This window comes from Thiovibrio frasassiensis (assembly GCF_029607905.1).
In the GTDB taxonomy this organism is placed as follows: Bacteria; Desulfobacterota; Desulfobulbia; order Desulfobulbales; family Desulfurivibrionaceae; genus Thiovibrio; species Thiovibrio frasassiensis.
Genome location: NZ_JAPHEH010000001.1, coordinates 2,713,596 through 2,733,490, shown reverse-complemented (window position 1 = coordinate 2,733,490; position 19,895 = coordinate 2,713,596). Strand labels below are relative to the sequence as shown.

Here is a 19,895-nt window from a genome sequence, read left to right as displayed (position 1 = left end):
CAAGATGTTGTCGTTTGTTTCTTCCTCCGGTTCCGTAAGTTTTTCCCCGGGCATATCCTTCTTTTTTTCTCTTCTTCGCTCTAGGAATGGACATTGTGGCCATTGTTTCTCCAAAACAGGCAACGAGTCTGTGTTTCTGGCATCAATTTTGCATTAAAATCAGACAGGTTGTTTGATTGAAAAAAGGAGGAAGCTATGCCCATAAATAAATTGTTCGGCGGCAATATCGAAACCATGCGTCAGGCCTTGACCCTGCGTCAGGAGCGGCAGGGGCTGATCCAGTCCAATGTCGCAAACCTCGAAACTCCGGGCTATACGGGTCAGGATTTTAATTTTGCCAAGGTCATGCAGAGTGTGATGACTGGTCAGGGTGAGTTGGCGAGGACCGATAAAGGGCACATGCAGCTTGATGCCATGGAGGCCAGCAAAACCAGGGAGTTCGCCAATGAGAAAAGGCCGGTGGATCTGGATCAGGAGATGGTGAAGATGGCTGAGAACCAATTGATGTTTCAGGTGCTTGCCAAGAGTATCGGGAAAAAATTCGATGGCTTGCGGTACGCCATCGACGAGGGAGGGAAATAACGGATGGATACCTTAACAGCTATGCAGATCAGCGGCTCCGCTCTCAAGGCGGAGAGGGCTCGGCTCAATATCGCGGCCATGAATCTGGCCAACGCCAATACCACCCGGACCATGGAAGGCGGACCGTATAAGGCCAAGTCCGTGGTTTTCGCGGCCAAGCCTTTGGAGGGCGTGAATTTTCAGGACGCGCTCAATTCCAGTAACGAACGCCTCCGCAAGGTGGAGGTGGTGCGGATCTCGGAAGACAAGGCGCCTTTTAAGGAGGTTTATGATCCTTCCCATCCGGATGCCGATGGTAACGGGATCGTCCGTTTCCCCAACGTCAACGTGGCCGAGCAGATGGTGGATATGATGAGTGCAAAGCGTTCCTATGAGGCGAATGTAACGGCTCTGGATGCTGCCAAAAGCATGGCGCTTAAGGCCCTGGAGATCGCCAGGTAGCATCTGCCAGCGGGATGTAAGTTATTTGTCCAGTAAACCATGAGCAACTGGAGGGAGTATAGATGAAAGAGATCACCATGCAGCCGGTAGCCCTGCCCGGGGCATCACAGCTGAAGTCGCCCGGAACCCCAGGCGTTTCCGGTTCGGGGTTTTCCGAGATCCTCAGCCGCTCTATTGCCGAGGTCAACGGCCAGAGCCAGGAGGCGGATCTGCTTGTGAAAGGGCTTGCCGCCGGGGAACACGCCAATATTCATGAGACCATGATCGCCATGGAAAAGTCCGGCATTTCCTTTCGGATGATGACCAAGGTGCAGCAAAAGGTTATTGATGCATACCGCGAGATCATGAGAATGCAGCTTTAGCAGGTGCATGGAAAGCCGTGAGCGGCAGCAGTGCTAACGGCGGCAGTGCTTACGGTGTAAGGAGCCGTAACGAAGCAGCGAAAGCGGTGATGGTTATTCAGGAACGGCGCCTAAACTCTTAGGCAAAGGAACAGAACATGGCTACCCCAAAAGAAATTCTTGAGCAGATCGCTTCCATCGTCAAGGGCCTGAGCATAACCCAGAAGATTCTCGGAATCGTGGTGATTGCCGTGGTGGTTGGCGGACTCTTGACCCTGACCACCGCCAGCAAGGAAACCGCCTACAAGGTCCTCTTCTCCGGACTGACCCAGGAGGATGCCGGCGAGGTGGTGACGAAACTCAAGGATCAGCGTATCCCCTATAAATTGTCCGAGGACGGCGGGGCCATCATGGTTCCGGCCTCGCAGGTGTATGAGATCCGGTTGAGTCTGGCCGGCGAGGGGTTGCCCAGGGGCGGCGGCGTTGGATTTGAGATCTTCAACGAGACAAGCTTCGGCCAGACCGATTTTGTTCAGCGCTTGAACTATCAGCGCGCCTTGCAGGGAGAGCTCGCCAGAACCATCAGGACTTTCCAGCAGGTTACCGAGGCCCGGGTGCATATCGCCACCCCCAAGGAGTCGGTGTTCATCGAGGATGAAAAGCCTCCCACCGCCTCGATCAGTGTCCGCTTGCGCGGCCGGGAAAAACTCAACCAACATGAGATTCAGAGTATTGTCAATCTGGTGGCCAGCGCGGTTCCCGGGCTTACCACGGAAAATATCACCCTGGTTGATACCAGCGGTCGATTGCTCTACCGGAAACAGGGGGATGGCGAGGGGATCCTCACCGGCAATCAGTTGGAGTACCAGATAAAGATTGAAGACACCATGCGGCAGAAGGTGGAAACCATGCTGGAGGAAGTGGTTGGTGTCAATCGGGTCAGGGCGCGGGTCACTGCGGATGTCGATTTCAATAAGGTTGAACGGACCGAGGAAACCTTTGATCCCGAGGCTCAGGTGGTGCGCAGCGAACAGATGCTCACTGAAAACGATCAACGTGGCGGTGCCAATGCCGAAGGAATACCGGGGGTTAAGGGCGAGCTTGCTACCTATGCCGAGGAGGGTGGCGGGGGTGGTGCGGCCGCGGCCGGATACAATCGGAACAATGTTACCCGTAATTATGAAATCAGCAAGCAGACCAAACATGTTCAGGATAAGGGCGGGGCTGTCAAAAAATTGTCCATTGCGGTTATGGTCGATGGTACCTACGAAAAGAGCGTTGACAAGGATGGGAAGACAAGTCTAAAATACCAGGCGCGCAGCCCTGAGGAAATGCAGAATCTTGACAAGTTGGTTAAAAACGCCATTGGCTATAATGAAGAGCGGGGCGATCAGGTGGAGGTGGCGAGTCTGCCCTTTGCCCTTTCCTCTGTTCCTGAGCCGGAGGTGGATAGTATGGAAAAATGGCGGGCAATGACGGAATGGCTGGCCATGCCCCTGGTCTATCTGCTGGTTGCGTTTTTGGTGATCCTCTTTGTCGTCAAGCCGTTCTTGAAGCTTCTCGCCGCCAAACAGATGGAGACCCGCGCCGGCGGAATCGTCTCCAGGCTTGGCGGCCATGGTCCTGCGGTCGGCGAAGGTGTCGTCGAGGAAGAAGACTTTACCCTTGCCCCTCGTGGGCTCACCGACCAGGAGCGGATTTACCGCCTGGCCCAAAGCGATCCTGATCGGGCTGCGGATTTGGTCCGCCGCTGGTTACGTGAAGAGGCCTGATCCATGAGTAAATCTGAAAAAAAGGCCGGTGAATCCCTCACCGGCCCGGAGAAAGCGGCGGTTTTTCTGCTCACCGTGGGCGAGGATTTTGCCGCCCAGGTATTCCAGCGGCTCGATCCCGAGGATATCAAGCATGTCGGTCGGCAGATGGCCAGGATCGACAAGGTTGATAAAGACGACCTGACCGCCCTGGTCAATGAGTTCAAGAGCGACAGCGGCGATACCGATATCTTTCTTTCCGGCAACGAGCTGCTGGAGGCCGCTTTGAAGCGGGCGATGACCAGCGACAAGGCCAGTGAGATCCTTGAAGAGATTCGCTCAGATTGGAAGCTGACTCTTTTTCAGAAGGCGCGTAAGCTCGAGCCCAAGGTGCTGGTCAACTTTCTCCGCAACGAACATCCCCAGACCGTGGCCCTGGTCCTCTCTGTTCTGGAGCCGACCCAGGCAGCCCAGATCCTCATGGAATTCAATGAGGATATCCAGGTGGAAGTCATGATGCGCATGGCGGAGCTCGACAAGGTAAGCCCCGAGATCTTGGTCGATGTGGATCGGGTCCTGCAGGAGGAGCTGCTTTCCGTCGAAGGCATGGAGGGCCAGCGTCTCGGCGGGGTCGAGGCGGTGGCGGAAATCCTGAATAACGCCGATCGCGGCCTGGAGGCCTCTATTCTTGAAGGGATTGAAGAGCAGCGCGAAAATTTGGCCGATGAAATCCGTCGCCTCATGTTTGTCTTTGAAGATCTCCTGACCGTCGATGATCGGGGTATCCAGGCTGTTCTTAAAGAGGTCAGCACCGATGACCTGAAGCTGGCCCTCAAGCTCGCCTCCGAAGATCTCAAGACAAAAATATTTGGCTGTATGTCTTCCCGTGCCGTGGAAATGCTCAAGGAAGACATGGAAATCATGGGCCCGACCCGGGTCAAGGATGTCGAGGGAGCCCAGCAGGCCATAATCAAGATCGCCAAACGTCTCGAGCAGGAAGGCAAGATCCAGCTGATGACCGGTGGCGGCGGCGAGGACGAATTTGTCTAAGGTTATCAAGTTGCAGCAGGAGAGTGCGGTGCAGGTGGCGCCAAGCATGGAAACCGACGAGTTTCTCTCCTTTGAGGATTTCTGGCAGGCCAAGCCCGGCAGTGCCGCAGCCAAGACGCTTGAGAAGCCAAAGTCGCCCCAGGAAATTGCCATGGAAGAAGCCGCGGAAATTCTGCGTCAGGCCGGGGATCAGGCGGACGCCCTCAGGCAGGAGGCGTATGCCGAAGGGCTTGCCAAGGGGGAGGCCGAAGGTAAGGCGACAGGTTTGGCCCAGTACGAGCAGCAGCGGGAAGAGCTTGCCGCGCTGTGTGGTGCCTTGGAGGGAGAACGGGCAGCCGTCCTTCGTCAGCATGAGGAAAGCATGCTCGCCCTGATTACCGCCATGGTGGATCGGCTGGTCTATCATGAGGTTTCCGTGAATCCCCTGGTTATCCAGGCCTGTCTCAAGCAGGCCATGGAATTTGTCGTGGAAAACTCCACGGTGCGGATCCATCTCCACGGAGACGATTTTCTGCGCTTGAAAAAGGCGAGCCTGGAGGATTCCCGTCTGATCGAGGGCAAGAACCGGATCCAGCTTGTCGAGGATCCGAACATTGCGGTGGGCGGCTGTTTTTTGAAAACAGACTTCGGTGAGATCGATGCCACCTTGGAAAACAGCAAGGCCAGGCTCTATGCCGCGGTTGAGCAGGCCTTTCTCGCGGCCATGGCTGCGGATATCACAGACCGGGAAGGGGCTTAAGTGTCGGCGCTCTTTCCGAGACTTTTATTGGGGATGACTCCATGAATCTTTCCCACTGCCTCCAGGTTGCGCGGGATACCTCGCTGGTCAGTGTGGGCGGCCGGGTGAACCAGGTCATTGGTATGGTTTTGGAGAGCCTGGGACCCGGGATCCCGGTGGGCAGTATCTGCGAGGTTTCGGTTTTTAAGGGTAAAGGCACGGTGCTGGCCGAGGTGGTTGGCTTTCGGGAGGGCAGGGTCCTGCTCATGCCACTGGGTGAGATGCGCGGGGTTGAACCGGGCAGCGCCATCCGTCTGGTCGGCGGCCAGGCCGGGGTGCCGGTGGCAGAATCCCTGCTGGGTCGAGTTATTGACGGGTTGGGGAACCCCATGGACGGCAAGGGGCCGCTCCAGCCTGAGTCCTATTATCCCCTCTATGCCGAGCCCTTAAATCCCATGGAACGGGAGCGGATTTTTGAGCCGGTGGACGTGGGGGTGCGGGCGATCAACGGTCTGCTGACCCTGGGTAAGGGGCAGCGTATCGGGATTCTTGCCGGTTCCGGGGTGGGGAAAAGTACCCTGCTCGGCATGATCGCCAAGCATACGGCGGCCGACATCAGCGTTATCGCCCTGATCGGTGAGCGCGGCCGCGAGTTGAAGGATTTTATCGAGCGGGATCTCGGCCCCGAGGGGCTGGCCCGTTCCGTCGTGGTGGTGGCTACCTCGGATCAGCCGCCCCTGGTGCGGATGCGCGGGGCCTATCTGGCCACGGCCATCTCCGAGTTTTTTAGGGATAGGGGCCGTGATGTGATCCTGATGATGGATTCCGTCACCCGTTTTGCCATGTCCAGCCGGGAGGTTGGTCTGGCCATCGGCGAGCCGCCCACTTCCCGCGGCTATACCCCCTCTGTTTTCGGGCAGCTCCCCAAGTTGCTGGAACGGGCTGGAACCTGCATGGGCAAGGGGAGTATCACCGGCATCTACACGGTGCTGGTGGAGGGCGACGACATGAACGAGCCCATCGCCGATGCGGTGCGCTCCATTGTGGACGGCCATATTATTTTGAGTCGTGATCTGGCGAGCCAGGGGCATTACCCCTCCATCGAGGTCATGGGCAGCGTCAGTCGGTGTATGACCGATGTGGTTCCCAAGGAGCAGGTGCGCACCGCGCATAAATTCCTGGAGGTTATGTCCACCTACCGTCGTGCTGAAGACCTGATCAATATCGGCGCTTATGCCAAGGGCAGCAATCCGAAAATCGACAACGCCATTGTCATGATCGACCGGTTGAATGGCTATCTCAAGCAGCAGGTGGAAGAAAAGGTTTCCTTTGCGGAGAGTGCTCGGCAGCTGGCGGCGATTTTTACCCCGGAAGGCCAGAGCGTTCCGGGTGCGGGCGAATGATGAGAGGGTGCCATGGCGTATCATTTCAAGCTTGAAACGATCCTTGGCTTGCGGCGCAATCTCGAAGAGCTTGCCCAGCAGAAACTTGCCAAGGAGATCACTCGCCTGGAGGAATACCGGCGGGGGCTTGCCGCGCTGAAGCAGCAGCGGCAGAAATTGATTGCTGAGTTTGAAGAAGAAAAGCAAAGGGCTATGGTTGCGCCTCTCTTCGCCCTTCGTGTGGAAGGGATCTTTCACAAAGAGGAGGAGATCGAGGCTGGGACCAGCGTGGTCGAGGCCCAGCAGGGAGCAGTTGCCCAAGCGAGGGATGAGTTGGCTGCCAAGATGCGGGATAAAAAGGTGATGGAAAAGGCCAGGGAGCGGGATTATCAAAAATACCTTCAGGCCGCATTGAAGAAAGAGCAGAACGAGGCGGACGAGCAGATGGTGCTTCGTTTCGGCCGCAAGGGTAATCTCCACTGAGCAGGGAAGAGGGGCCATTGAACCCCCGGATGATATCATGAAAAAACACCACCGCAGGTACCTCATACCATTTCTCATTGTGCTGCTGATCTTGGCGGCTTCCATTCCTGCTTTTACCGAGCAAAAAACTCCGGTCAAACTTTCGCCCCAGGAGATCACCGTTTCCGCCAGTCTGAAAGAGCGGGAAGACGCCTTGGCGGCAAAAGAAAAGGCGTTGGCCGAGAAAGAGAAGGAGCTCAACGCCCTGAACAAGGAGGTGGATGAGAAGTTCACCCAACTCAATGCCCTGCAGGAGGAACTCAAGGGGCAGCTCGGTCGGGCGGGTGCGGGCAAGGACAAGGAGTTTAAGAATCTGATCAAGATTTATAGCGTCATGAGTGCCTCCAAGGTGGCTCCCTTGCTTGACAAGATGGAGGATGGTGAGGTGGTGGAGATTTTGCGAGCCATGAAGGCTGAGGCGGTGGCAAAGATTATCCCTAAGCTTACTCAGGATAAGGCGGTGCGGGTGAGCAGGCTTCTTGGCCTGCCCTGAGGAGTCTTTGGCCGCTTTGATGTTTTTTTGCCCTTCCGGCATTGCGCCGGAGGGGCTTTTTTTTACTTTTTTTTCTCTAGAGCCAGGTTTCGTTATATCCGGGGTTTTCCTCGCCGCGAGAACTGCGTGAAGCAGTTATTCCCCTGTCTTTAGGGTATTCTTGCACCCATTTCCGCGAATTCCCGGCAATTCTTTCCTCTCCCAGTTCCCGCATCCCTCTAACCGTTTTTCAGGGCGGAATTCTTTTCCTCTCCCGCCTCTCCCAAGGGGCATTATCAGGGTAAGCCTCTTTCCGGGCTGTTGTCTTAACTGACTGTTTTTTGGTTTAAAAAAGAGTTTTTCCGGCCGGTTGTTTTCGGCGTGGCACACCTTTTGCTATATCTCATTGGCAAGCGCGTTCCCTTTGAGCGCGCAGGCAAGATCAATCTTTCAGTGAGGAGATTACGTGGACGCACTCATGAATCCTATTGTGCAGGCCTCCAAGGCAACGGCGACGGTTGAAGTAAAAAGCTCCGTCGGCAAGAAGGCCGGCTCGAATTTTTCCGATTATATGGAAAAGAAGATGGCCACGGAACGTCGGGGCAAGAGCAATCTCCTCGGCATGCAAAAAGCGAAGGGTGCTGCTAACTCAGCCGCCGAGCGGAAGGAGTCTGCCGCCGCTTCGGTGCAGAAGGAAGCTCCTGAGGAAGCAACCACGATAGCCGCCCTGTTGGGTCAGTTTGTTCAGGACCTGCAGAAGGCCGCAGGTGATCAAAAACAGGGGGTCGGTGAATGGTCTTTTCCGGTACCCGACCCGGAGCTTCTGCAGAAAATCGCCCAGGATGCCGGGATGAATGAAAGCCAGCTGACCGCGCTCCTTGACAAAATGAAGAACCAGGACGGCAAGGTGTCTCTTACCGATTTTCTTGCCTCTTTTTCCCGTCATTTCCAATCCTTGCAGGATCAAGTGCCCGTGACCACGCCGGAAACCGATCTGCCGCTCCTCCAGAGCTTTCTCGAGCGCCTTGGCGTGCCTGTCCCGGAAGTAAGCAAGATCAGCGAAGCTGCGGTGCGTGGGGATAACACCCTTGATCTGCAAAAGTTCTTATCCGAACTGCAGGCGGTGACTGGCGATGGAATCACCGATATCACTTCTTTGGAAGCGGAAGAGTTGCAGAATCTTCTTGCCAATGCCGGGGTGTCGCAGCAGTTGCAGCGAGCCCTGTTGCCGGAGCGGCTCCCGGTTGTTGAGGGCTTGGTGGAGACCGGGCCGCCGGTAACCCTCACCTTGAGCCGGTTGAAAGAAATGCTGGCGCAGGCCATTCAAGAGGTAAAGGGTAACAGGCTGCAGGCGGACCCGGTTTCATTTCTTACCGACCTCCAGGAGGTCCTGACCAAATCCGGTTTTGAAACCAAGGGCCCGAGCCTTAATTCCGCCGTGCAGGGCACGCTGGTTTCTGTTTTTGAAAAGCTCATGGAAAGCGTGGACTTTTCCAAGGTCAAGGTCCAACAGGGAAATGGTCAGGCGGCTGCGGCTTTGGAGAAAAAATTGGCCCAGGCGGAGGAGTTGGTTGCCGCGCAAAATGCGGAGGCCGCACCCCTCCTTGAAGGGGAAACCGCCGCGCCTATTCTTGGGATGGGCCGGGACGCGATGGGTGCAAAAGAAAACAAAAACGGTCCTGTCAGCGGTGAACTTTTTTCGGAAAACAGCACCATCTTCCAAAGTGAAGGGGGGGTATCGGCCAAGACAGAGGCTGTTTCTCCGGCTGCTGTTGCAAGCCAGGCGGCCAGGCCGTTTGTCCATATTCCCAATCTCCCTTCGGCCCTCCAGCAGCAAAGTTTCGCCCAGCTTTCCCAGGGCGTGCTCCAGGGGCTGCGCAATCAGGAACATCATCTGGTTCTCAAGCTCTATCCCAAGGAGCTGGGTGAGGTCAAGGTTGAGATGACGGTGCGTGACAATCAGGTGGCGGTTTCTTTTGCCATGGAGAATTCCCGGGTGAAAGAGGTGCTGGAAAGCAACCTGGAGCAGTTCAAGGAAAACATGGAAAAGCAGGGGTTTGCCCTTGGCGAATGCATGGTCTCTTTAAATAAGGACACGGACAGCAACGAAACCTGGCAGCAGTCCCAGGCGGCTTCATTGATAAAGGGGGCAAGCCAGCGGCGGACTTCCTTGGCGGATCTACCTGAGGATATTCTCTACCAGCGGGCGCAGCCGAAAAACAGCCGGGAAAACGGCGTTGATCTGTTTGCCTAAGCATACAAGAGGAACAAACAATGACCACCATAGCAACCACTAGTTCGACGCTCCCCACCCAGGATGCCACGGCCTTGACGACCGTGGGCAAGAGCTCCTTGGACCGTAACGATTTCATGACCCTGTTCATCACCCAGATGCAGCATCAGGATCCTCTGGAGCCCATGGACAGCACGGACATGGCCTCGCAGCTCGCCCAGTTTTCCAATATGGAAGCAACGATGAAGATGTCCGATAACCTGGAGAAACTGCTTGGCTACCAGGTGTCCCAGAACAATCTTCAGCTCCTGACCCTGATCGGCAAAGAGGTGCAGGGCGGCGGCAATACCATGGGCGTGGTGGAGGGCAAGGTTTCCACTACCCAGTATATCCTGGCCGATGCCGCCGAATCCTGCAGGATTGAGATTTATGACGCGGCCGGCAAAATGGCGGACACCGTTGAACTCGGCTATGCCGCCTCCGGGAGCCATGATTTGACCTGGGATGCGACCACCCCCAGCGGCACCGTGGTCGCCGATGGATTGTACACCTACAATGTGGTGGCCATCAATGCTCTGGGGCAGAAAGTAGATGTGGATTACCGTTCAACCGGCACGGTTACCGGCGTGAATTTTGATGGCGCCACGGCCCAGGTGACTGTGGATAAATCCATCCCCATGAATGTGGCAGATATCTTGGTGGTGAAGTGAGACCCGCAAGAAATTCAGAACAAGTAAACAGGAGGTAGAGTATGGGTGTTTCAAGTTCGTTGTACGCAAGTATCAGTGGTCTCAGCACCATGGGCAACGCCATGAGCGTTTTGGGTGATAACGTTTCCAACGTCAACACCATCGCCTTCAAATCGAGCCGGGCCACCTTTCAGGACGTTCTCTCCCAGTCCGTCGCCACCGCCGCGGGCGCGGCCCAGGTCGGCCGTGGTGTGACCATGACCACCATCGACGGCATCTTTGCCCAGGGCTCGTTTGAGTCCACCTCCACCGCCACCGATCTGGCCATCGGCGGCCAGGGCTTCTTTATGCTCCGGGCCGCGGGCAGTGCCGAGGCGGATATGTATACCCGGGCCGGTGAGTTCCGTTTCGACAAGGAGGGATTTCTGGTCAACCCCACCGGCAACTTTGTTCAGGGCTGGACCCTGGATACCACCTCCGGCGAGCGGCAGGGCACCATCGGCGACATCAATATCGGCAAGACCACTCCGCCGGTTGCAACCACCAGTATCCAGGTTATCGCCAACGTGGATTCCCGGAAAAACAACGAGGCCACGGAGCTTCGCCTCTATGACGCCTGGAATGGCACCAACCCTTCCTTGCCGGTGCCTGTTTCGCCCATCGATGCCAATGCCTACGAGTATACGACCGCCATCAAGGTCTATGACTCCGTGGGAGCGAGCCATGATCTTACCGTCTATTTTGACCGGACCACCAAGGATAACCAGTGGGAGTATCTGGTGACCTGCGAGCCCAGTGAAGACCAGCGGGTGCTGAGCACCGGTCGGGACGCAGCGGGCGCCCTGGACGGGACCAATGACGAGGCCTCCATCTATACCCCGGACAGCGCCTACAATTTTCTGAATCATAAGGGCGCCGGAGCCCTGCAGTATGGGGTGATTGATTTTTCCACCTCCGGTGCGATCAGTAACATTTCTGCCTGGAACGTGCCGCCCGACGGCGCGGTGGATCCGGCCCAGGATACCAACCGTCTTTTCCTGGGCAATACGGAGCAGTACTATATGTTTGAGGCGAATTTCACCGGCGCCGCAACCAACCAGCAGGTAGCCCTGAATCTCGGCGCCCGTTACAGCGGTCAGGCCACCGAGGTCCAGCAGATACTGGTTACCGACGGTGCCGCCTATTCCAGTGCCGGACAATCAACGCCCATCACCAAGGAAACCCTGTGGAACACGGTGTATGACAGCGCCGGAACCTTGGTGACTGCCCCGGCGAATGTGACCTTCGGCGGCTATAATCATGTCGGGGCTGTGGTTGCTCCTACCGTCTATGCGCTTACTGCGGGCGGCAAGGTCCAGGATCTGCTGGACGCCATGGATACGGCTTTCGGCTGCACCTGCACCATCGATGCGGCGGGCAAGATCAAGATGACCGACGATACCGGCGGTCCCAGCGGCATGGCCGTGACCAGGTTTGATTTTTCTGCCGGGGTAAATCCCTTTGGGGACACGTCTCTCATTGCCAATACCTTTAATGTCGCCACCTCGAAACGGCAGGCGGTCTCTCCGGCTCGGGCCGTGACCAGTTCCGGCGGGACAACACCGATCACCTCTAGCACCCCCTTGACCAGCGTATGGGACACTAAAGGGGTACCATCGGCTCTTGTGGTCGGGGATGTGATAACTTTTACCGGAACGCGTGGCGACAGCACCCCGGTTGTCGCAGCCTTTACAGCGGGCACCAGTTTCGGCTCCCCGCTCACTGCGCCCAACAATCCTCCCACCATGCAGGATTTGCTCTCTTTCCTGGAAGAGCAGTTTGATGCCGAGGCCTCCGTTGATGCCGCGGGTCGGCTGGTGCTTACCGACCGGCGGGCCGATGATGTCGCTGCCGCCGGATATCAAAGTGTGCTGACCATTACCGATGTTTCGACTCCGGCTTCGGGAACCCGACCTTTCTCTGTGCTGGCGACGGACGATTTCACCAGTGTTCTCTCTGATACCACCAACGAGGACGGGAGTCGGGTCGGCGGTACGGAGTCCATCAATTTCAGCACCGAGGCGCTCTCCACCACCCAGTACGCCAACAGCTCCACCACCATCTTCCAGGATCAAAACGGATTTGCCGCGGGCTTTCTCCAGTCGGTTTCCGTGGACACCGGCGGGGTTATCACCGGCAATTACTCCAACGGCCAGGTTCTGGAAAGAGCCCAGGTGGCGCTGGCCAGCTTCAATAACCTGGCAGGGCTTCGCAAGGAGGGCGGCAATGTCTTCCGGGAAACCACCGCTTCCGGCGCGCCCATTACCGGTCCTCCCGAGACCAACGGCCTGGGTTCCATCTCGCCCAACTCGCTGGAGCAGTCCAACGTGGATCTCGGTGCTGAATTCGTCAAGCTGATCACCACCCAGCGCGGTTTCCAGGCAAACTCCAAGATCATCACCACCACCGATGAGATGCTTGCGGATCTGATCAACATCAAGCGGTAAGCAGTAGTTCACAGGGTTCCTGCCTGTATCGGCTGTTCGGAATATTCCGGACAGCCGTTTTTTTTGTGCGGTGCAGGGGAAATGGGCGGTGAGCAACGATGTTATGGTGACGGACTGGTTTGTGAGCCATTCCTGGCAATTACCAGAAGAGTATTTCTCAATACGGTGGCAGTGCTTCTCTCTGTTTGATGTATGCATTGACGCAAAGATGCGGTTGATTGCGTGTTTGGTTTGTAAGCCAGAGGGCCTGATACTCTCTTGTCAAGATGGGAAGACTTGGGTGACAACGTTGCGTAACTGTCCGGAAAAACCGGGAAGAGAGCCGTTATTCTTGTCAAGTGAGGAGTGAAGAAGAGTGGAGGAATGCCGGGTTTGGGCGCTGTTTGAGGTGCTATGGGTTTCTTGATTTAAGAGCGGACGGGCAGGTAATGCCAGGGGTGAATTATCGCCAAGTGTGGAGGGACGTAACTGTTCTCGGGGAGATGATGAAGGGCCGAAAGTATATCTGTTGGCAGTGGCGGGCAGAAGTGTATCTGAGCGTTCGATGTGAATAGCTGGGTGTGGGGGAAGCGATCTTGGTAAGCAGGGGCGGATTGGACAATGGTGGTGGGGGCTAAACGGGGAGACTTCCCTGTTTAGCCCCCAGAGGCGGGTTATCTGATCATTTGGATCAGTTTTTCGTACATATCGTCGGCGGTGGAAAGGCTTTTTGCGTTGGCCTGGAAGGCACGCTGGGTGGTGATGACATCCACCATTTCCCGACCGAGATCGACGTTGGAGGATTCCAGGGTATAGTTGCTGGCGGTGCCGAAGGAAGAATCGCCGGCTGTCCCGATCATGGCAATGCCCGCCTCATCTGTTGCGACGAAGTTGTTGTCGCCCATATTTCGCAGCCCTTGCAGGTTCATGAAGTTGGCCAACACCAGCTGGGCCTGGGTGATGTTCTGCCCGTTGGAGTATTGCCCGGTGACAAAACCCTGACTGTCCACGCTGATATCCTGCAATCTGCCCTTGCCGTAGCCGTTTTGGCTTTGATAGAGCATTGAGGAAGAACTCGCATAGTTGGTGGTGGTAAGGCCCGAGGTTTGATACAGGTCCCCGAGACTGGCGGTGAAGGATGCACTCTGATCGCCGAAGATCTGGGCAATAGTCGGATCGGTGAGCGGGGTGGCTCCGCCGGCGTTGGTGTGGGTAAGCGAGGAGATCGCCAGCTGGCTCGCTCCCACCTCGGTGTCGGTGAGGGTGAGCTGGCCGTTGACGATGCTCGCCGTACAGGCAAACTGGTTCTCCAACCCGGTCAGGAAATCCGCCACCGTCTCGGTGGCATCCACCGTGTATGAGTATGCGGCGGCGGTTCCGTCTCCGGTAGTGCCTTGGAGGGTGATGGTGTCGCCGACCTGCACGGTGTTGCCCAGAGCATCGGAAACAGTGCTCCAGGGCGAGGTTGCGCTGACAAGAGACGAGGTCGTGGCGGAGCTGAAGGCTGCGGCGGGACTGACCACACTCTGTGGCTTCGGGGTATTGCCGAAGCTCAGGGTGGAAGAGTTGTTGGCCGGTGTGCCGGTAAAGTTGAAGTCGAAGCTGTAATAGGATTCGCCCCTGGCAAGGGTGAGCAGATTGGCTGGGGTGGTCGGATCGACATTGCCGTCGGGCGGCACGTTCCAGCACTGGATGTTGTTCAGAGCGCCGTTGTTGGAAAAGGAGAGGACGCCATAGAGCAGAGCCCCGGCGCCCTGTGTGTTGGTGTAGCTGGTGCCGCTCGTGCTCAGCCGCTGATCCAGCGCGGGGTTGCAGGTAACAAGAAATTCCTGTTCGTTGGGATTCGCGGTTGCGTCGAAATAGACGGTCAGATCGTAAGTGTCCGAGGGGGTGCTGAATCCTGCACTCTCATCGCCGGGGCCGTAAATCTTCAGTGATGTTTTATAATCGTAATTGGAGGTGGCAATGGGCTGGGCGGTGTTGGTGCCGTTCCAGCTGTCAAAGAGGCTGACCGGACTGGCGGCGGGTTCAACCAGCGCCGGATTGTTCTGCAGATTCAGCACAAGCTGTACCGCGCTGGTTGCCGATTGGGGTGCAATACTCTTGACCAGGATATCGCTGACCGTGGTGGGTGAGCCGGTGCTGGCGCTCAGGTTGTAGCCCTGCACAAATTGCCCGGTTGGCGTGACCAGATTGTAGGCGTTGGGCTCTGTACCCAGATGATCCACCAGCTTGAAATTGCCCGAACGGGTGTAGGTGTCCGGCGTTGTGGCATCATCCCTGCGCACCATGAAGAAGCCGGGGCCGCTGATGGCCATGTCCGTTGCCTTACCGGTGGTTTCGAGCATGCCGGAGGTAAAGGAGGTGCCGAGTTGGCCGAGCTGGACGCCATGGCCAAAAGAGAGGGAGCCAAGGGTGGTTTCAAAGACATCCGCGAACAGGGTTTGTCCTGATTTAAAGGCATTGGTGTTGACATTGGCGACATTGTTGGCCGTAACGTTGAGCTTTTGGCCCATGGCGTTGACGCCGCTGAGTCCGTTGTAGAAAGATGCCAGTAATTCCATGGTCTGCCTCGTGTGATATTTGGTATGGAGCTGCCGCACTGATGTAAAGCAAGACCCATGCCAAATGAAATATCGAGGCGAATTTTATATATATATGTATTTATTTTGGTGAGTTAGGTGTTTTTTGCGGCCGGACCATTGTTTCCCGACCGGGTAAATTTTTCCGCCGGTCGGGGAAAAAGAGGAGGATTGCCCCTATCAAGCTATTCCAGAAACGTGTCGAAGATGGCAAAGGCCTTTTGTAGTACGGGAACCTCAGCCTCAAGCTTCAGGTAGGATTTGCCGGCGATCTCCTGGGCCACCAGTTCGTTGCTCGCGGGCAAAAGGCCGCCCAGGGGCAGGTCGGTGGATTCCACCGTCTCCTTGATTTTGGCCAGCAATTCCGCACTGGCCGGTTCCGGCACCCGGTTGACGATGAGGCATTTTTTCTTGATCTTGACGCCCAGCGGGCCGGTGAGTTCGGCAATCCGTTTGGCGGTCATGATCCCTCGGGCCGAGGGATCTGAAACCACGATAAGATAGTCGATATCCCGCAGGTTCATGCGGCTTAAGTGCTCCATGCCGGCTTCGTTGTCCACCACGATGTATTGGTAGTTGTCGGCCAGATGATCCATGGTCATGGCCAGATGCTGGTTGGCCGCGCAGTAGCAGCCGGGGCCGTCGGGCTGGCCCATGGCCATGAGGTCGAAGCCGCTGGCTTCCACCAGGGACTGGTGCACCTTCATCTCCATGTACTGGTCCCGGGTCATGTTCGGCGGCATGTCGCCCTTGAGTTCCTTGCGGATCTGGCCGATGGTGGTGTTGACCTGTAACCCCAGGAGTTCATTGAGGTTGGCGTTGGCATCGGCGTCCACGGCGAGGATGGGGGTCATGCCCCTTTCGGTCAGGTATTTGATGAGCAGGGCGGAAATGGTGGTTTTGCCGACCCCGCCCTTGCCTGCGAGGGCAATGATTTTTGGCATCTGTGTTCTCCAGGGTGAACGGATGGTGCATCCGGTTTGCTGTTAATTTTGTATTTGTACCGTCCTTCGACAGGCTCAGGACGAACGATCAATTGGTTGCTTCCGCTCGCCCTGAGCCCTTCGGCAAGCTCCGGAGAGCCCTGTCAAAGGGTGTCTTGCTTACCATGCGCGAAGGTGTTGATCGCTTAGCAAGGAAGCAACCCCAATATAGGAAGCAGGACCGGGAATGTCAAACCCAAAGCCGGCCGATGGGGCGAAGCGCCCGAAATCCCGGCGATTTTACCCTTGCAACTTGCGGGTGAGCTGGTATGTTTGTCTGCTTGACCTCAGTCCTTACGAGAGAGACCTTAAGTCCTTAAAATAGATGGAGATCACCCATGGATTATCGGGCGACACTGAACCTGCCTCAAACCGATTTCAAGATGAAGGCCAACCTCTCCCAACGGGAGCCGGAGTTTCTCAAGGGTTGGGAAGAAGCCAATCTCTACGCCAGGGTGCAGGAACAGACCGCGGACAGGCCCCTCTACGTATTGCACGACGGCCCTCCCTATGCCAACGGCAATATCCACATGGGTCACGCCTTAAACAAGATCTTGAAGGATATCATTCTCAGGGCCAAGCGCATGGCAGGCTTTCGCTGCCCCTACGTGCCGGGTTGGGATTGCCACGGTCTGCCCATCGAGCTCAACGTGGATAAGGAGCTCGGTCCCAAGAAGCGCGAGATCGGCAAGCTCGCCTTCCGGGGCGCCTGCCGGAACTATGCCGGAAAATGGATCAAGAAGCAGAAGGAGGGGTTCAAGCGCCTCGCGGTGCTGGGCGATTGGGACTCCCCCTATCTGACCATCGATTTCAAGTACGAGGCGTCCATTGCCCGCGAGTTCAACCGCTTTCTCCTCTCCGGCGCGGTGACCCGCAGCAAGAAGCCGGTGCATTGGTGTTCTTCCTGCCGGACCGCCCTGGCCGAGGCCGAGGTGGAGTATTACGACCACACCTCGCCCTCCATCTATGTGAAGTTTCCGGTGGCCGAAGATCTCGGCGCGGTTATTCCCGCTCTGGCCAATGAGAAGGTCTCGGCCGTGATCTGGACCACCACCCCCTGGACCCTGCCGGCCAACCTGGCTGTGGCCTTTCATCCGGATTACCCCTATGTCGGGGTGCGGGTGGGCGACGAGGTGCTGATCCTGGCCGAGGGCTTGGCGGAACAGGCCTTGGGAGCTTGGGGTATCAGCGATTATGAGATTATTGCCACCTTTTCCGCCAAGTTGCTGGAAGGCAAGAAATGCCGCCATCCCTTTCTGGAGCGCGAGTCGCTCATGGTCCTGGCCCATTACGTGACCCTGGACACCGGCACCGGCTGCGTGCATACCGCTCCGGGCCACGGCCGGGAAGATTACATGACCGGGATCAACTACAACCTGCCCGTCCTCTCGCCGGTGGGCAACGACGGCCGTTTCACCGAGGAGGCCGGGCCCTATGCCGGGCTCTTTATTTTCGAGGCCAACCCGCAGATCACCGCGGATATGGCGGCGCAGGGCTCGCTCATCCAGGAGACCAAGATCTCCCACAGCTATCCCCATTGCTGGCGCTGCAAGAAGCCGGTGATCTTTAGGGCCACCGAGCAGTGGTTCATCTCCATGGAGGCAAACGACCTGCGCGATAAGGCCTTGGCCGCGATCAAGGACGTGAAGTGGATCCCCCAATGGGGCATGGAGCGCATCCTCGGCATGGTGGAAAATCGGCCGGACTGGTGCTTATCGCGCCAGCGCGCCTGGGGCGTGCCCCTCACCGTGGTCTATTGCGGCGAGTGCGGCGAGGTGCTCAACGACGAGACCATCATGGACCGGATCACCGCTCTCTTTGAAAAAGAAGGGGCCGACGCCTGGTTCAGCCATGAACTGGCCGATTTCATCGGAACTGACGCCAAGTGCAAAAAATGCGGCTCCACCGACTTTATCAAGGAAGAAGACATCCTCGATGTCTGGTTCGATTCGGGGGTGAGTTATGCCGCTGTTTTGGAGGCACGGCCCGAGCTCGCGGCCCCGGCCGATCTCTATCTGGAAGGCAGCGACCAGCATCGCGGCTGGTTCCAAAGCGCGCTTCTGGCCTCAATAGGCACCCGGGGGATTCCCCCGTACAAGGCCGTGCTCACCCATGGCTTTGTCGTGGATGGCCAGGGCAAGAAGATGTCCAAGTCCATCGGCAACGTCATCGCCCCGGAGGAGATCATCAAGAAATATGGGGCCGAGATCTTGCGCCTCTGGGTGGCCTCCGAGGATTACCGCGACGATATCAAGATCTCCGACACCATTCTCCAGCAGCTGGCCGATGCCTACCGCAAGATCCGCAATACGGTGCGTTTCATCCTCGGCAATCTCTACGATTTTGATCCGGCCACGGACCTGGTGCCCGACAGCGAGATGGACGAGTTGGACCGCTGGGCCCTCTATCAGTTTGAGCTCTTGAAGATGAAGGTGCTCAAGGGCTACGATGGCTTTGAGTTCCATCCCGTCTTCCACGGCTTGACCAATTTCTGCACGGTGAGCATGTCCGCCCTCTATCTCGATGTGCTCAAGGACCGGCTCTACACCCTGCCCGCCAATTCCCGCGAACGGCGGGCCGCTCAGTCCGCTCTCTACGAGATCGCCGATGGCTTGACCCGGCTCATGGCCCCGGTTCTCACCTTCATGTCCGCCGAGCTCTGGGAATTTCTCCCCGGGAGAGCCCAGCGGGAGGACAATGTCTGTGTCGCTCTCTTCCCGGCATTGAAGCCGGAACGGGTTGCGGACAAAGCGCTGGCCGAGAAGTGGGATAAGGTCTTGCGGGTGCGGGGCGAATTGACCAAGGCGTTGGAGATTGCCCGGCGCGACAAGGTTATCGGCCACTCCCTGGAAGCGGAGGTGGTGGTGGCCGCATCCGGCGAGCTGGGTGAATTCCTGGCAGCCAACTGGGAAACCCTGCAGAGCGTGGCCATTGTTTCCCGCATGGAGCTGATGGGGGTTCTGCCGGAGCCTGGTTTTGTCAGCAGCGAACTGCCTGAGCTTTCCGTGTTGGTCCGCTCCGCCAGGGGAGAAAAATGCGAGCGTTGCTGGCTGCGTTCCGAGGCCTTGGGCAGCGATGTTGAGCATCCCAGCCTCTGCCCCCGCTGTACCAGTGTGGTGGTGGCCATTTGAACAAGAACGAATTGCCCATTATTCCGCTGGCCTGGCTGCTGGCAGTGGTGCTCCTCGATCAGTTGAGCAAGGGTCTGGTGATGGCGTATTTCGCCATGTATGAGTTGCGCCCCGTCATTCCGGGTCTGTTCAACCTGACCTATCTCACCAACACCGGGGCGGCCTTCGGCATGCTGGCCGGGGCCCAGAGTATCTGGCGGCAGGTCTTCTTTGTCGGGGCGGCCGTGGTCGCCATTGGGATTATGGTTTTTTCCTACCGGCAATTTCGCAGTCAGGGCAAGATCTTTGCCCACGCCATCGGCCTGGTTGCCGGTGGGGCGGCGGGCAATCTTATCGACCGGCTGCGTTTCGGGGCGGTGGTGGATTTTCTGGATTTTTATGTCGGCACGCACCATTGGCCGGCCTTTAATGTGGCGGACTCGGCCATCACCGTCGGGGTCGGCCTGTTCATTCTTGGCACCATTTTGTATCCACCGAAAGAAAGTGAAAAATGAAGCGGTGCGGGGGATTTCTGCACCCTTTGGCAGTGATCAATATTAAAAAAAGAATTTGG

The 19,895-nt window shown here is 57.2% G+C and carries 16 protein-coding genes; 14 read left to right on the top strand and 2 right to left on the bottom strand.

Annotated features, from left to right (window positions below; all coding sequences use genetic code 11):
• The first annotated feature begins 195 nt into the window (after nt 1–195).
• From flgB to OLX77_RS12705, 12 genes are all read left to right on the top strand, one after another.
• Nucleotides 196–582, top strand: coding sequence for a flagellar basal body rod protein FlgB (flgB, locus tag OLX77_RS12760; protein ID WP_307633993.1), 387 nt, complete (start codon nt 196–198; stop codon nt 580–582).
• A gap of 3 nt (nt 583–585) precedes the next feature.
• Nucleotides 586–1,023 (top strand): flagellar basal body rod protein FlgC, encoded by a 438-nt coding sequence (gene flgC / locus OLX77_RS12755; RefSeq protein ID WP_307633992.1) that lies wholly within the window; start codon nt 586–588, stop codon nt 1,021–1,023.
• A 62-nt stretch (nt 1,024–1,085) separates the two neighbouring features.
• Nucleotides 1,086–1,385: a flagellar hook-basal body complex protein FliE gene (gene fliE / locus OLX77_RS12750; RefSeq protein ID WP_307633991.1), complete on the top strand. Its 300-nt coding sequence runs from the start codon at nt 1,086–1,088 to the stop codon at nt 1,383–1,385.
• 137 nt (nt 1,386–1,522) lie between these two features.
• The gene (gene fliF, locus OLX77_RS12745; RefSeq protein ID WP_307633990.1) at nt 1,523–3,136 is read left to right on the top strand and encodes a flagellar basal-body MS-ring/collar protein FliF; all 1,614 of its coding nucleotides are present in this window, start codon (nt 1,523–1,525) and stop codon (nt 3,134–3,136) included.
• 3 nt (nt 3,137–3,139) lie between these two features.
• On the top strand, nt 3,140–4,165 hold the full coding sequence (gene fliG, locus OLX77_RS12740; protein ID WP_307633989.1) for a flagellar motor switch protein FliG: 1,026 nt from the start codon (nt 3,140–3,142) through the stop codon (nt 4,163–4,165).
• On the top strand, nt 4,158–4,904 hold the full coding sequence (locus tag OLX77_RS12735) for a FliH/SctL family protein (RefSeq protein ID WP_307633988.1): 747 nt from the start codon (nt 4,158–4,160) through the stop codon (nt 4,902–4,904). The genes fliG and OLX77_RS12735 overlap by 8 nt, the downstream gene beginning before the upstream one ends.
• Before the next feature lie 41 nt (nt 4,905–4,945).
• On the top strand, nt 4,946–6,286 hold the full coding sequence (locus OLX77_RS12730; RefSeq protein WP_307633987.1) for a FliI/YscN family ATPase: 1,341 nt from the start codon (nt 4,946–4,948) through the stop codon (nt 6,284–6,286).
• 12 nt (nt 6,287–6,298) lie between these two features.
• Complete coding sequence (gene fliJ, locus OLX77_RS12725) at nt 6,299–6,748, top strand: flagellar export protein FliJ (protein WP_307633986.1); 450 nt, start codon at nt 6,299–6,301, stop codon at nt 6,746–6,748.
• Nucleotides 6,749–6,785: 37 nt separating this feature from the next.
• Nucleotides 6,786–7,280: a MotE family protein gene (locus tag OLX77_RS12720; protein WP_307633985.1), complete on the top strand. Its 495-nt coding sequence runs from the start codon at nt 6,786–6,788 to the stop codon at nt 7,278–7,280.
• A gap of 457 nt (nt 7,281–7,737) precedes the next feature.
• Nucleotides 7,738–9,513, top strand: a complete 1,776-nt coding sequence (locus OLX77_RS12715) for a flagellar hook-length control protein FliK (protein ID WP_307633984.1) — start codon at nt 7,738–7,740, stop codon at nt 9,511–9,513.
• Between the two features lie 20 nt (nt 9,514–9,533).
• Entirely contained in the window at nt 9,534–10,202 is a 669-nt protein-coding gene (locus tag OLX77_RS12710) for a flagellar hook assembly protein FlgD (protein ID WP_307633983.1), read from the top strand.
• 41 nt (nt 10,203–10,243) lie between these two features.
• The gene (locus OLX77_RS12705) at nt 10,244–12,667 is read left to right on the top strand and encodes a flagellar hook-basal body complex protein (protein ID WP_307633982.1); all 2,424 of its coding nucleotides are present in this window, start codon (nt 10,244–10,246) and stop codon (nt 12,665–12,667) included.
• 653 nt (nt 12,668–13,320) lie between these two features.
• On the opposite strand, the gene OLX77_RS12700 is transcribed toward OLX77_RS12705, so the two are convergent.
• Together OLX77_RS12700 and OLX77_RS12695 are read right to left on the bottom strand one after the other, a co-directional pair.
• On the bottom strand, nt 13,321–15,210 hold the full coding sequence (locus tag OLX77_RS12700; RefSeq protein ID WP_307633981.1) for a flagellar hook-basal body complex protein: 1,890 nt from the start codon (nt 15,208–15,210) through the stop codon (nt 13,321–13,323).
• A 203-nt stretch (nt 15,211–15,413) separates the two neighbouring features.
• Nucleotides 15,414–16,172 carry an ATP-binding protein gene (locus OLX77_RS12695; RefSeq protein WP_307633980.1) on the bottom strand — a complete coding sequence of 253 codons (759 nt, stop codon included), beginning with the start codon at nt 16,170–16,172 and terminating at the stop codon, nt 15,414–15,416.
• Between the two features lie 377 nt (nt 16,173–16,549).
• Between OLX77_RS12695 and ileS the strand changes: the two genes are divergently transcribed.
• Both ileS and lspA read left to right on the top strand, forming a co-directional pair.
• On the top strand, nt 16,550–19,342 hold the full coding sequence (gene ileS, locus OLX77_RS12690) for an isoleucine--tRNA ligase (protein WP_307633979.1): 2,793 nt from the start codon (nt 16,550–16,552) through the stop codon (nt 19,340–19,342).
• Entirely contained in the window at nt 19,339–19,836 is a 498-nt protein-coding gene (gene lspA, locus OLX77_RS12685; protein WP_307633978.1) for a signal peptidase II, read from the top strand. The genes ileS and lspA overlap by 4 nt, the downstream gene beginning before the upstream one ends.
• The last annotated feature ends 59 nt before the right edge of the window (nt 19,837–19,895 follow it).

What these genes read in the sequence shown, in the direction of transcription:
- flgB (WP_307633993.1), top strand. Translation starts at nt 196, where the DNA reads ATGCCCATAAATAAATTGTTCGGCGGCAATATCGAAACCATGCGTCAG.
- flgC (WP_307633992.1), top strand. Translation starts at nt 586, where the DNA reads ATGGATACCTTAACAGCTATGCAGATCAGCGGCTCCGCTCTCAAGGCG.
- fliE (WP_307633991.1), top strand. Translation starts at nt 1,086, where the DNA reads ATGAAAGAGATCACCATGCAGCCGGTAGCCCTGCCCGGGGCATCACAG.
- fliF (WP_307633990.1), top strand. Translation starts at nt 1,523, where the DNA reads ATGGCTACCCCAAAAGAAATTCTTGAGCAGATCGCTTCCATCGTCAAG.
- fliG (WP_307633989.1), top strand. Translation starts at nt 3,140, where the DNA reads ATGAGTAAATCTGAAAAAAAGGCCGGTGAATCCCTCACCGGCCCGGAG.
- OLX77_RS12730 (WP_307633987.1), top strand. Translation starts at nt 4,946, where the DNA reads ATGAATCTTTCCCACTGCCTCCAGGTTGCGCGGGATACCTCGCTGGTC.
- fliJ (WP_307633986.1), top strand. Translation starts at nt 6,299, where the DNA reads ATGGCGTATCATTTCAAGCTTGAAACGATCCTTGGCTTGCGGCGCAAT.
- OLX77_RS12720 (WP_307633985.1), top strand. Translation starts at nt 6,786, where the DNA reads ATGAAAAAACACCACCGCAGGTACCTCATACCATTTCTCATTGTGCTG.
- OLX77_RS12715 (WP_307633984.1), top strand. Translation starts at nt 7,738, where the DNA reads ATGAATCCTATTGTGCAGGCCTCCAAGGCAACGGCGACGGTTGAAGTA.
- OLX77_RS12710 (WP_307633983.1), top strand. Translation starts at nt 9,534, where the DNA reads ATGACCACCATAGCAACCACTAGTTCGACGCTCCCCACCCAGGATGCC.
- OLX77_RS12705 (WP_307633982.1), top strand. Translation starts at nt 10,244, where the DNA reads ATGGGTGTTTCAAGTTCGTTGTACGCAAGTATCAGTGGTCTCAGCACC.
- OLX77_RS12700 (WP_307633981.1), bottom strand. Translation starts at nt 15,210, where the DNA reads ATGGAATTACTGGCATCTTTCTACAACGGACTCAGCGGCGTCAACGCC.
- OLX77_RS12695 (WP_307633980.1), bottom strand. Translation starts at nt 16,172, where the DNA reads ATGCCAAAAATCATTGCCCTCGCAGGCAAGGGCGGGGTCGGCAAAACC.
- ileS (WP_307633979.1), top strand. Translation starts at nt 16,550, where the DNA reads ATGGATTATCGGGCGACACTGAACCTGCCTCAAACCGATTTCAAGATG.